An 11931-nucleotide genomic window follows, 5' to 3' on the forward strand; every position below is an offset into this window, starting at 1 on the left:
TGGAACGCTTAAATCTTGAAACACCCGTGAGGTACTGCGATATCTAAGCAGAGCAAAAGGCGGCTCAATACTTAAATGGTAGCGGGCAAAGCCGCCATCCGAGCCTGCCAGCGCCGCCTGCGAAACCACCCCGCAGCGCTCAATTAACCCACCCTCTGCGGTGCTGATCGAGACCACCACCGGCAGGCCCAGCAAAGATTTGAGCTCTAAAGCGCCATCTGGTGAGAGGCAATCCAACTGATAGCGGTAGGCTTGGCTAACCCCCTCGCGGCCGCTAATACGCTGCGGTAAAAGCTGCTCACCCCAAGCCGAGCCATCGCCCAGTTGCAAGCTAATAAGGCGATTATCTTGATTAAAGGCCGCGGCGAAGGAGGCGAGGAGCTGGGTGAAATCCATAAGGGGCTTTCCGGTTAACGATCTTGAATGCGGTAAACATTAGAGGAAAGCTGCAAAGTGGCGTCAAAGCTCACTGGCGGGCGATGCGGATGAACTTTTAAAACGGCATCCACCCTAAAACGCAGATGGCGTTCTAGCTCTCTAGGCGCGTCAAGGCTGATGCGTACCCGAATCAGCCTTGGCTCGTGCCGCTCAATGGCGCGGCGAAGGCGTTCCCGTAGCATTTCCCTATCGTCTGGGTTCAGCAGGCTAATGCCAGATAAATCAGGAATGCCAAATTGCAGCATGGATTCGCTGGCCATGGGGTAGAGCTCAAATAACTCGGGCATATCCATAATGCGGGTGTTAAGTAGCGACTCTAAATCACGCGCCAGCGCCCGCCTAAACTGCGGCAGCTCGTAGAGCATGGCAGAAGAGGCGCGGCTGATATCGGGTTCATCGTCTAGCAGACGATCCAGCACGGATGGCAGGGTGAGTGTCTGGCGGCGAGGCGTACTCATTAGCCAAGAACTTTGCTAATTTCCTGCGTCAGCAGTAAGCGGTAGGCAATGAAAAGCCCTGCGCCAACCAGTGCCAGTAGCGCAAAGTATAGCCAGAGCGGTAATTCATGCCTTACAAAAGCTTGAAAGCGCTGTGGGAGCTTCCAGTTGGGCGCGAATTCGGCCTTGCCGCCGCGCACCTGCTGAATTTCCTGACCGACACGAGCGGTTAAGTAGCCCAGTTTTTCTTGGCCTTCCAGCAAATACTTACCCTGAAAACCCAATAGCAGGCAGGTATGGAACACTTCCATTGCTTCAAAATTATTGTTTGGATCGCGGCGCAGCACTTCCAAACGGTCAAAAAAGCCTTCACCCGCTAGATGCTCACCAAAAATGCGCAGCTGTAGCGGCATACGTTCCCATTCTTCGCGTAGGCTGAATTCTGATGAAAGAATAATTTCATCCATCAGTGCACAAAATGCATATTTAGCCTCGGCAATACCCGCTACTTCTTTGCCAAAGTTGCGGGAGTTTTTTTCAAATTGTGCAAGAAAGTGATCAACACGGCGGTTAAATTCGGCGGCACTGCTAGGTGCATTACCATCTTTCAGTAAAAACAGCAGGTAAACGCCGTCTTCAAGTAATTCGCGCAAGCTGGGGGCTGCCGGTTTGGCAACGGCCAGTGGATGGGCTTCGGTGGTGGTGGCTTGGTTCATTGTTTAATCTCAGCGAAATACGGCAATTAGCTCAAGTTTTAAATCAGATAGCGATTGAGGGATGTAAATACAAATACTGCGCGACTGCAGCATGCGTTGATAAATCTCGCCGCGAGGCTCAAATGCAAAATAGTGATTGCCCACGCGGATCGGAATCGCAGAAGGCGTTTGTGTTGCATAAGAAATACTGACCCCGCGCATGGCCGAGTTTAAAATCTTATCTACATCATCGGGTGCGCCAATTTTGAACTTGAGTGGCACGGTTTCAATAATGGCTGAAGCAGGCTGCTCGCTTTGAATCGACAGGTAGAAGTCGACATTGTCGAGGAAACGATCGCTTTCTAGTCGGCCAATATGGAAGGACGGTTTAGGTGATGTGAGCGGGATCACTGCATAACGTGCAGAAATCACGGTATCGAGCAATTCACGGATTTGTGTATCCAGCACAATCAAAGAATCATGCAAGGATTCATGGCTGTAGACGGGAATATCGGCCAGTGTGTAAACCGATGAAAATGTCTGTAATTCGCCACAAAACTCGGCTAGAGCGCGATACAACTCTTCAGGGTGAAGTGGCTCACACTTTACCAAGTGATTGATGCGGGCAAAGTTGCGGTTTACCGTATGCAGCAGCCAAAACGAGGCAATATCGGTAGTGCCGTATTCCATGACATTTTTAGCGCGCTCGCGGTGAGCACCTGCTAATGCTTGGCTTTTAACCAGCAAAATATCCAGCAAACGGCGCAGATTTTGGCTGAGCTCAGGAATGGCGCTGACGGTGGTCGATGGCGGGTAAAAGCCCTTGCTAACCGACCACTGTCCAGTGGCATCTTTGGATAGCCGCCCTAGCGGTACTGATTCATAACCATCGCGGTTTTCCTCATCCACCATCAGGCGAACATCTAGCTCCAGCGTGGTTAAGTCGGCCTCTAGTGCTTGGGTAAATAAATCGGCCACGCCGTGGCTGGCGTTTCTGAAACGGGTGGAACGCGATGCTTGATTGTCATTGTTTTGTGTGTTGCCGCCATAGGGCTGCAGCTCAGACAAGCAAGCGTAGAGCGTTGTGCTTACGCCTAATCCTGGGATGTCGTTTAAATCACGGGAGAGGGGGAGGGGCTCACATTGCGGTGCCTGAAATAAGCAGCCGTCTCTGAATAACAGCGAAAGCGAATCCAGCCTAACCTGTCCGCCCCTTAGGGCCACTTCATCGATCTGAAATTTTTGCAGACCCCAGCTATGGCGGCTGAGCAACTGGCGGGTTTCTGCTTGCTGATAGTCCTGCAATAAGGATTGTTGCTGGAAGTGCTGAGGGCGAAGGAACATTCCTTCGCCCCATAAGACGCGTTTGGCTTTCAACATTGATAGATTACTCCGGCTTGGCTCTCGTCTGCAGCGCCCCAGCGTCTGCAGTGCAAGCTATTAGTCATAACAGGGGGTGTTATTTAGTTTTTGGCGCTGCTTTTTTAAGTGCAAAGCCGCAGTCTGCTTTAAACACGGCAGGCTGGCCTGGTATTGGCTGAGTTTTGGGCTGAATCACTTGCAAGAAGCAGTCTTGGGCTTTAAAGCTCAGCTCTTTGGCGTCGCGGATATCTTCAGCGCTCACTAAGACACGCCAGAATTGCGGGTCAGGCTTGCGGAAGAAACCAACAATGCCGACGTATTTGGTTTCCTCGGCAATTTTGTCGTCAAAACCTAGCGATTTGCCCGGTAGTAGCATAAATTCATTATGCGACAACATGGATGTGCCGAGTAACTCTGCGTCGGTTTTGCCGCTGACCAGTGAATCAAAAGTCATGCGGTTAAATTCATCCGGTGTTTTAAGTTGGTAGAGGCGTAGGACCAATGACAAAGGTTTGCCACTGCTGTCTCTATTCAAGGAGGGGTCCGCTTCGCCATGAATTTTAAATGGCTTAGGGCCGCTGCTGGCACACGCGCCAAGAAGGAGTGCGCATGATATCGCCATAAATTGCTGGGCGTGTTTCTTGATTAAATTGATCTGCATATGGCTTGTATTTTTTAAGAAAACGTTTGAAATTGGCTAAATGCTGAAACGACTGATTCGCCTCTCGCCACATTTTAAGTAGAGATATATAACACGAGAAATGCATGAGTGCATGGGGAATATGGCCGCTTGATAAAATTCACTTATGAGTTATGCTTTTGCTTTGCTTAAATGTAGAATAACGGGCTAGTAAGTATTTGGAGTTATTGTTTTGTTGGCTATCTACCTGATTTTAATAGCAATATTTTTTACTTTGGTTTGGGTTGGATGGCGGTTTTTTGTCTACGTGCCTCGGTTTAAAGAGGTTAATGATGAAAATAAGGTAAATGACCTAGGTTGTGTGGCTGCAACAAAAAAGAAGAGAAAAGATGTTGTAAGTATTTTACCTAATCCTCCTGCAGAGGATTTTTCAATAAAACCATCTCCTTTTGAAAGTAAAAAAATAAAGCGGGTGCTATTGCCTCTGGCGAGCTTGTTTTTAGTTTTGCTGGTGGTTGGGATAACGCTTCATTTTAATTCTTTGCATGTTATTGCACCTTTCCTGCCTAAGGAATACAGCCAGGTCGCTCATATACAAGGGACATTTACTGAGGCAAAGCTTGAGCCTCCACCTGCTTTACCGCCAGAAATATTTATTAGTGCAGCTGCGATTGCTGCCCGGCCTGGTATCGCGACAGCAGATCGTGATTGGAGCAAGTTAGATCCTCACTTTGTGCAGGTTGTTCTGCTGGTCATGAAAAAAATGAATGAACGTGGTTATCCGATGGCCTTGCTGGAAGGGTATCGAAGCCCTGAAAGACAAGATGGCTTGGCGACGCAAGTTAATGTGGTGACCAAGGCTAAGGGTGGACAAAGCAAACATCAATATGGTTTAGCTGTGGATTTGGCACCCATGAAAGATGGGAAAATTATTATTTCTGAGCGCGACAAGTGGGCGTTTGAAGCCTATCAGGCGCTTGGGGAAGAAGCGGTTGCTGCAGGTTTAACTTGGGGCGGAGTTTGGTCATTTAAAGACTATGGGCATATTGAAAAAGCAGGCTCGCTGGCTGCTTTGATGCGAAGTAAGTAAATGCAAGATTTCAATTGGTATGGAGATTCATTTTCATGAAACATTGGCTGCGTAACGCCAAAGTCACATCAGCCATCGGGTTTTTGATCCTGATCGGTTTGATCTGGTTTTTAGGGCCTTGGTTTGGTCTGAAAACGGCTGAAGTCCGCTTTGGCTGGATCTTCGCTGTGATGTTGCTTTGGGTCTTTACCCTGATGGTTGGCAAAATAATTGCTAACCGGGCTGGTGGCTTAATTGAAAAGATGCTGCTTAAGCAGGCTGACGATGCGGTGATTGGTGCCAGTGTAGATAAACGCGCTGAAGTGAATCTGCTGCGCCAGCGCATGCTGGGCGCGATTGATACGCTTAAAACCTCGCAAATGGGCAAGTCGCGTGGCAATGCTGCTTTGTATGAATTGCCTTGGTATATGATTATCGGCCATCCTGCGGCAGGTAAAAGCTCGGCCATTTTACAATCTGGCCTGACTTTTCCCTTTAGCGATAAAGCGGGTGTGCAAGGTGTGGGCGGAACCCGTAACTGTGATTGGTTTTTCTCTACCGAAGGCGTATTGCTAGACACCGCTGGCCGTTACGCTACGCAATCCGAAGACCGCGTTGAGTGGCTAGAGTTTTTAAAGCTGCTCAAGCGTCATCGCTCTAAAGCGCCGGTTAACGGGATTTTAGTCACGATCAGCTTGCCAGAATTGGCTCAGCATCATTCAGAAGGTTTTGCGCTCTATGCAAAGCAGATTCGTGAACGCATCCATGAAATTGAAGCGACCTTTGGTCTGCAAGTGCCAATTTATCTGATTTTTACCAAGCTTGATTTGTTAGGCGGTTTCTCACAATTTTTTGAAGAAATGCCAGAAGAAGAGCGTCACCGCGTATGGGGTGCAACGCTGAGTGCTGAGCAGGGCACAAGCTTTGATGCTAGCCAGGTTGTAAGTACGCAATTTGATGCCATGTACCGTGGCCTTGTGCAAATCGGTGAGGAGAAGCTGGCAGAGCATCGCGGCAATCTGAATAAGCCTGCTTTCTTTGCGTTCCCGATTGAATTTCATGCCTTAAAAGAAGCCGTTACTAAGTTTGTAAAACTGCTGCAAGAAGAAGACCCTTATCACGCTCGTCCTTTGCTGCGCGGCTTTTATTTCTCTAGTGCTTTGCAAGAAGGCATCCCAAGAATTGGGGCGGCAACGCATGTATCTAAGCAATTTGATCTAAGCCGCCCAGGCTTTGATGCCCGCCAAGTCCCGGCCTCTTATAGCTACTTCCTGCGTGATCTATTTAGGGAAGTGGTTTTTCCCGATCAGCATTTGGTTTCACGTCAGACTCGTCCGGCGGGTAGCCGCTGGCGTCTGGTTGGTATGTTGGCTGGTCTGTCTGCGCTGGCGCTTTGCGCAGGGCTTTGGACATGGTCTTATATCGGCAACCAAAAACTAATGGCTAATGTGGCGAGTGAGCGGGTTGCGGCTAAAAAACTAGCATCCTCAGGCGAGCTGTATGACAAGTTAATGGCGCTGGGTGTGCTGCAAAAACGCATTGAAGAGTTGCAGTCTTATCGTAAAGAAGGTCACCCATGGCAAGTGGGGTTGGGCCTGTATCAGGGTAGAGAGCTAGAAGTCGCGCTGCGTAAGGAATACTTTGCTGGCTTGCAAGAATCCATGCTGGTGCCGGTTAAAAAGAGTCTTGAAACATCGCTGACTCAGTTGGCTTCTAATCAAGTTGCAGAGCCTGCACCTACTCCTGCTCCGGCCGCGCCTGTGCAAGTAGAGAAAAAACCAGAGCCAACCCCGACTCCTGTGCCTACGCCAGCTCCGACTCCAGCACCTGAGCCGGTCAAAAAACGTGCTCCGGCACCGCATAAAAAAGGCTTGCCGAATATCCAATTGGGTATGTGGCAGATTCCACAACGCGCAACCGCTCTTACCGTAAAAACGGCAGAAGTTCCTGCGGGCAATGCTCAGCCTAAGCTGGATCAGGGTTATAACGCGCTCAAGACTTATCTGATGCTGCACGATCGTGCCCGTATGGACGAAGCGCATTTGACGGATCAGATCCCACGTTACTGGCGTAGCTGGTTGGAAGCCAATCGTGGTAATCGCAGTAACGAAGAAGTAATGGCTGCGGCAGAGCGATTAGTGGCTTTTTATGTGAGCCAGATTAAAGAGCCTGACCTGCCTTTAATTACCAACGATGAAAGAACTGTTAACGCTGCGCGTGAAGTATTGCGTGCATCGCTAAAGCGTTTAAGCGCCACAGAGCGGGTTTATAACGAAATTAAAGCTCGTGCAAATACGCGTTTTGCACCGCTCACCGTGCCACGTATTTTAAGTAACAAAAATAGCGACGTGATTGCAGGTAGCCAGATGGTGGCCGGTGCCTTTACCCGCGAAGCTTGGGACAAGTTTGTTCGTAATGCGATTGACGAAGCCAGTAAGGGCGAAGTTAAAAGCGATGACTGGGTACTGGCCTCTTCAGTGCAGGACAACCTAGGAACAGACGGTAATATTGAAAAAAATCGCAATGATCTGGAAGCGCTGTATCGAGTTGAGTACGCCGCTGAATGGAAGAAATTCCTGCAAGGCGTGGTGATTCGTGATTTCAACAATATTGCTTTTGCTGGTAATGCGGTAGCGCAACTTGCTGATATGCAAAACTCGCCAGTGAAGCTGATTTTGGCGCGTGCCGCATTTGAAACGGCATGGGATAACCCTTCAGAGTTATCTCGCAAGCTAGAAAACGCTAAGCAATCGGTGCTGGAAAAAACCACCGCACTGTTAAAAGGCAGCAATCAGCCTGCTGCTGCAAATGCGGCGGAGTTGGGTGAGGTGGGCAAGCAATTTGCTGGCGTAACTCGTCTTGTGCAGGCCGATTCAGCTGGCTCTGCGCCGATTAATGCTTACCTTGAGCAGTTGGGTAAGCTAAAAGGCAAGATGAATCAAATTGCCAGCAGTGATGAGCCGGGTGCGCAGGCACGCCCACTGGTGCAAGCAACATTAAACGGTAGTGGTTCAGAGCTGGCAGATACCTTGCAGCAGGTTGATAACTCGCTACTGAGTGCGCTCACTCCTGAAACCCGTGAAATGATCCGCCCAATGCTGGTTCGCCCATTAATTCAGACCTACGCTGTGTTACTGGGGCCGGTTGAAAATGACTTAAATCAGGCATGGCAAAGAGAAGTGTACGGGCAATGGAAAAGCTTATCGGCTAAATACCCGTTCAGTGATTCAGCCAATGAAGCGCCTATGGCCGATATCGCTAAATTTGTTAAACCCAAAGAGGGCACTTTAGATAAGTTTACTGAAAAGTATCTAAATGGCTTGGTGACACAAAAGGGCGATAGTTTAACGCCACGTACCTGGGCTAATTTAGGCATTCGTTTTAATCCGGCCTTTCTTTCTGGTATGGGGCGTTTAAGCAGCTTGGCTACCAGCCAGTTGGCGGATTCATCCAATGCTAAGTTTGAATTGCAGCCTATTCCTACGCCGGGCCTGTCTGAAATTGTGTTTGAGGTGGATGGGCAGGAAATGCGTTATCGCAACGGCCCGCAGCCATGGCAGTCATTTAACTGGCCAGGTAACGGCAATACTCAGGGGGCACGGATCCAAGTGGTTGCGTTTAATGGGGCCAGTGCCGTGATCAGTAATCAGCAGGGCCGCATGGGCTGGATGCGTTTACTGGCACAAGCGCAGCTTGAACAACATGACGGCGACTCTGCAACGCTGAGCTGGAAAATCCGCAAGGGTGATGCTGGAGAAGCAGAATATGTTCGTTTTAATTTCCGTGCCGTCAGCGGTGTTAACCCATTGCAGTTGTCGGGTTTGCGTAAGCTTTCGTTGCCGGACCGTGTGACAATGTAAGGTATGCCATGCTAAATAATTTTAAACGCGCTCAGGACTTGCCACTGCAATACGCTATTTTTGGCAAATTGCCACGGCGGGCTGATTTTATTCGTATCAATGCTACGCATCCCGTTGCTTTAGATATCGATCAAAAATTTGCAGATAGTCTGAAAATACTGGCATTACAGCCCGACTGGCAGGATGCTTATATGCAGGCCCCCGCCAGTGAGTTTTTGTTTCACAGCCGTGATTTACGCGGTGCTTTTCTGGGAGTGGCTTTACCCAGCCATGATGAGGCGGTGCGCCATTACCCACTGGTGGCTGGTGTCTGTATTGCAAGTGATGTGCTGACCGGCAATGAAGCCGAGTTTTTGCTGGCTAATGAACTGTTCTTTTCTGGTTTAAAAGATCAGCTTAAAAGCGCGGCAGATAACTCGGTAGAAATGATTGCTTGCCGGCAGTTTATGGAAGATCAGATGTCGTTTAGCAGCCGGGCCGTTGCTGATCTGGGTCTTGCTGCACAATTGCTAGAAAGGCATATGGCTAACACGCCCGCTACCGTGCTGGAACAGGCATTGCAGCGATGCGAGAGGGGCGATCTTGAATCAACCCTGCTGGCTTTTGCGTTTTATCTGCAATTGGCACGTCGTTACGGCGGCAGTATGGCTTCGCAAGTGTTTCTATTGCCTTTGCCTACAGGGACGGGTGAAGAAATCTTAGGGGCGGCAGTCTGGTTGTCATTATGTCGGGCCGCCATTCACGCTCAGGGGGTGAATCAGATTCACTTTGCATTTGTGAATCAGTCTGGGGTTCGTTATCTAGCGCTGGCGCTTAATCCGTTTACTGATAAACAATTGACTATGCTGTGGGGGCAGATGATTGATCCACTTCAGTTGGTTAATGTTTGTGATTTGCAATCGCCGTGGCGTAGTCATCAGTCTTATGCTGAAGCGTCGTACATTTTAGGCAGGCAATTGAGTGATCCTACATTGTCCTTATTAAAATTGCGTGAAATTGTCGTCAAAATTACTTACGGAATTAGCTAGTTCCGTGTTTAAATTGTGTAATTAATTTATTTAGGAATGGCCATGGGCAAGGAAAGTACACAGAAAAAACTATCGCGCGTTCGTCCTCCTCGCGTTCAGATTACTTATGACGTTGAAATCGGCGACGCAATTGAAAACAAAGAGCTGCCATTTGTATTGGGCGTAGTAGGCGATTACACCGGCAATACGCCGCAGGCCAAATTGAAAGAACGCAAGTTTATTCAAATTGACCGCGATAATTTTGACGATGTACTCAAAGGCATGGCACCAAGCTTGGCAATGAAAGTGAGCAATAAGCTGAAAGACGACGATTCGCAAATGTCGGTTTCGCTGAGCTTTGAATCGCTAGCCGATTTTGAACCGCAAAACGTAGTGAACCAGGTTGAGCCATTAAAAAAACTACTGGATGCACGCAGAAGGCTTTCTGATCTGCGTAATAAGGTAGTGGGTAATGACAAGCTGGAAGAACTGCTGGATGAAGTAGTTCGTGATACCGAAAAATTAAATCAAATTAGCCAGGCTAGACCAGCCTCTGCAGAGGAGTAATTGCTATGTCAGATCTACAGAAGCAGGAAGCTGGCGTTGCCGAGCATAGCGAGGCCAGCAGCCTACTTGACTCGATTATCGATAACAGCCGGATTGCTAGCAATGAGCAAGAAAAAGATCGCACCCGCGATCTAATCAGCGAGCTGGTTGATCAGGTGTTGGCAGGTACGGTCACCATCTCGCGCGATTTAAGCGCCAGCATGGACGTGCGTATTGCTGAAATTGATGCGCTGATTTCTGAACAGCTAAATGAAATCATGCACCACGCTGATTTCCAGAAGTTAGAGTCCTCATGGCGCGGCCTGAAGTATCTGACCGCAGAATCAGAAACCAGCACCATGCTTAAAATCAAAGTGCTGAATGCGTCTAAGAAAGACCTGCTAAAAGACTTTAAAGCGTCGGCAGAGTTTGACCAAAGCGCTTTGTTTAAGAAAATTTACGAAGAAGAATACGGCACCTTTGGTGGCGCGCCTTATGCGGGCTTGGTGGGTGATTTTGAATTTGGCCGCCACCCAGAAGACTTCTACCTGCTAGAAGAATTATCCCATGTGGCCGCTGCCTCGCACGCGCCACTGATTACTTCCGCCGGTGCAGGTTTATTTGGCCTAGAAAGCTTTACCGATATCGGTAAGCCACGTGATCTGGCTAAGATTTTTGATACCGTTGAATACACTAAGTGGAAGGCATTCCGTGAGTCCGATGATTCGCGTTATGTAGGTATGGTATTGCCACACGTATTGGGCCGCCTGCCTTATGGCCGCGATACCGTGCCAGTTGAAGACTTTGATTTTGAAGAAAACGTGGATGGCACCGATCACAGCAAATATTTGTGGACCAATGCCTCTTACGCCTACGCCGCCCGCCTGACTGCGGCCTTTGCTGAATACGGCTGGCTGGCTGCGATTCGCGGTGTAGAAGGCGGCGGTTTGGTAGAAGGTTTGCCTGCGCATACCTTTAAAACAGATGACGGCGAAGTGGCACTGAAATGCCCAACCGAAGTCGCTGTAACTGATCGTACTGAAAAGCTTTTGTCTGATTTAGGCTTTATCTCGCTGGTGCATTGCAAAAACACCGATTACGCGGCGTTTTTCAGCGGCCAGTCTTCACAAAAAGCGAAAAGCTATAACACTGATTCGGCCAACGCCAATGCGCGTTTATCGACTCAGCTGCCTTATATTTTCTCAGTTTCCCGTATTGCGCATTATATGAAATCGATTATGCGCGACAAGATTGGTAGTTTTGCTTCACGTCAAAATGTGCAGGATTTCTTGAACACATGGCTTGCCCAGTATGTGTTGCTTGATGATTCCGCCAGCCAAGAAGCCAAGGCGAAATACCCATTGCGTGAAGCGCGGGTTGATGTGGTTGAAGTACCTGGCAAGCCAGGCGTTTACCGTGCAGCCGCGTTTTTGCGCCCACACTTTCAGCTCGATGAGCTCACAATTTCCTTGCGTCTAGTGGCTGAGCTACCTAAGCCAACCCGTTGATGCAGTGAAGCGTAGCAGTAAATTTTTTAACTAAAGGAGTTCTGAATTATGGCTTTTGATGCATTCTTGAAAATTGATGGTATCCCTGGCGAATCAACAGATGACAAGCATAAAGACTGGATTGAAATCCAATCTTTCTCACACAAAATTGAGCAGCCAGCTCAGGCTACTGCCAGCTCTGCCGGCGGTGCAACTGCTGAACGTGTAAACCACGCTCAGTACGTTATTACTCACTTCTTGGATAAAGCCAGCCCAAAGATCTACGAAGCATGCTGCACCGGTAAGCACATCAAAGATATCACTATCGAACTGTGCCGTTCCGGTGGCGACAAAGTGAAGTACATGGAAATCAAAATGGAACAAGTTTTG

11 protein-coding genes are annotated in these 11931 nt (G+C 48.8%); 6 read left to right on the top strand and 5 right to left on the bottom strand.

The genetic code is table 11. The features are described 5' to 3' along the window. The 5 genes from Q0R17_RS07785 to tssJ form a co-directional block, all read right to left on the bottom strand. On the bottom strand, window positions 1-396 hold a 396-nt coding region (locus Q0R17_RS07785), incomplete at its 3' end, for a contractile injection system protein, VgrG/Pvc8 family (protein WP_293933672.1). A gap of 14 nt (window positions 397-410) precedes the next feature. After that, complete coding sequence (gene tssE, locus Q0R17_RS07790; RefSeq protein ID WP_130104849.1) at window positions 411-896, bottom strand: type VI secretion system baseplate subunit TssE; 486 nt, start codon at window positions 894-896, stop codon at window positions 411-413. Continuing rightward, entirely contained in the window at window positions 896-1591 is a 696-nt protein-coding gene (gene icmH, locus Q0R17_RS07795; RefSeq protein WP_293933679.1) for a type IVB secretion system protein IcmH/DotU, read from the bottom strand. The genes tssE and icmH overlap by 1 nt, the downstream gene beginning before the upstream one ends. 9 nt (window positions 1592-1600) lie before the next feature. After that, complete coding sequence (gene tssK, locus Q0R17_RS07800; RefSeq protein WP_293933681.1) at window positions 1601-2950, bottom strand: type VI secretion system baseplate subunit TssK; 1350 nt, start codon at window positions 2948-2950, stop codon at window positions 1601-1603. A gap of 79 nt (window positions 2951-3029) precedes the next feature. Then, window positions 3030-3593, bottom strand: coding sequence for a type VI secretion system lipoprotein TssJ (gene tssJ / locus Q0R17_RS07805; protein ID WP_293933683.1), 564 nt, complete (start codon window positions 3591-3593; stop codon window positions 3030-3032). Window positions 3594-3804: 211 nt separating this feature from the next. Here tssJ and Q0R17_RS07810 point away from each other — a divergent pair, with 211 nt between their 5' ends. The 6 genes from Q0R17_RS07810 to Q0R17_RS07835 form a co-directional block, all read left to right on the top strand. Then, a complete protein-coding gene (locus Q0R17_RS07810; RefSeq protein ID WP_293933685.1) occupies window positions 3805-4662 on the top strand; it encodes a M15 family metallopeptidase in 858 nt (285 codons plus the stop codon). Window positions 4663-4697: 35 nt separating this feature from the next. Beyond that, on the top strand, window positions 4698-8501 hold the full coding sequence (tssM, locus tag Q0R17_RS07815; protein WP_293933687.1) for a type VI secretion system membrane subunit TssM: 3804 nt from the start codon (window positions 4698-4700) through the stop codon (window positions 8499-8501). An 8-nt stretch (window positions 8502-8509) separates the two neighbouring features. Further along, on the top strand, window positions 8510-9529 hold the full coding sequence (gene tagF, locus Q0R17_RS07820) for a type VI secretion system-associated protein TagF (RefSeq protein ID WP_293933689.1): 1020 nt from the start codon (window positions 8510-8512) through the stop codon (window positions 9527-9529). A 42-nt stretch (window positions 9530-9571) separates the two neighbouring features. After that, entirely contained in the window at window positions 9572-10075 is a 504-nt protein-coding gene (gene tssB, locus Q0R17_RS07825; protein ID WP_293933691.1) for a type VI secretion system contractile sheath small subunit, read from the top strand. Window positions 10076-10080: 5 nt separating this feature from the next. Next, entirely contained in the window at window positions 10081-11562 is a 1482-nt protein-coding gene (gene tssC, locus Q0R17_RS07830; protein ID WP_130104843.1) for a type VI secretion system contractile sheath large subunit, read from the top strand. 48 nt (window positions 11563-11610) lie between these two features. Then, window positions 11611-11931, top strand: a 321-nt coding sequence (locus Q0R17_RS07835) for a type VI secretion system tube protein Hcp (protein ID WP_293933693.1), incomplete at its 3' end; no start/stop codon positions are given.

The organism is Iodobacter sp., assembly GCF_025352645.1.
Taxonomy (GTDB): Bacteria; Pseudomonadota; Gammaproteobacteria; order Burkholderiales; family Chitinibacteraceae; genus Iodobacter.

What these genes read in the sequence shown, in the direction of transcription:
- tssE (WP_130104849.1), bottom strand. Translation starts at nt 896, where the DNA reads ATGAGTACGCCTCGCCGCCAGACACTCACCCTGCCATCCGTGCTGGAT.
- icmH (WP_293933679.1), bottom strand. Translation starts at nt 1,591, where the DNA reads ATGAACCAAGCCACCACCACCGAAGCCCATCCACTGGCCGTTGCCAAA.
- tssK (WP_293933681.1), bottom strand. Translation starts at nt 2,950, where the DNA reads ATGTTGAAAGCCAAACGCGTCTTATGGGGCGAAGGAATGTTCCTTCGC.
- tssJ (WP_293933683.1), bottom strand. Translation starts at nt 3,593, where the DNA reads ATGCAGATCAATTTAATCAAGAAACACGCCCAGCAATTTATGGCGATA.
- tssM (WP_293933687.1), top strand. Translation starts at nt 4,698, where the DNA reads ATGAAACATTGGCTGCGTAACGCCAAAGTCACATCAGCCATCGGGTTT.
- tagF (WP_293933689.1), top strand. Translation starts at nt 8,510, where the DNA reads ATGCTAAATAATTTTAAACGCGCTCAGGACTTGCCACTGCAATACGCT.
- tssB (WP_293933691.1), top strand. Translation starts at nt 9,572, where the DNA reads ATGGGCAAGGAAAGTACACAGAAAAAACTATCGCGCGTTCGTCCTCCT.
- tssC (WP_130104843.1), top strand. Translation starts at nt 10,081, where the DNA reads ATGTCAGATCTACAGAAGCAGGAAGCTGGCGTTGCCGAGCATAGCGAG.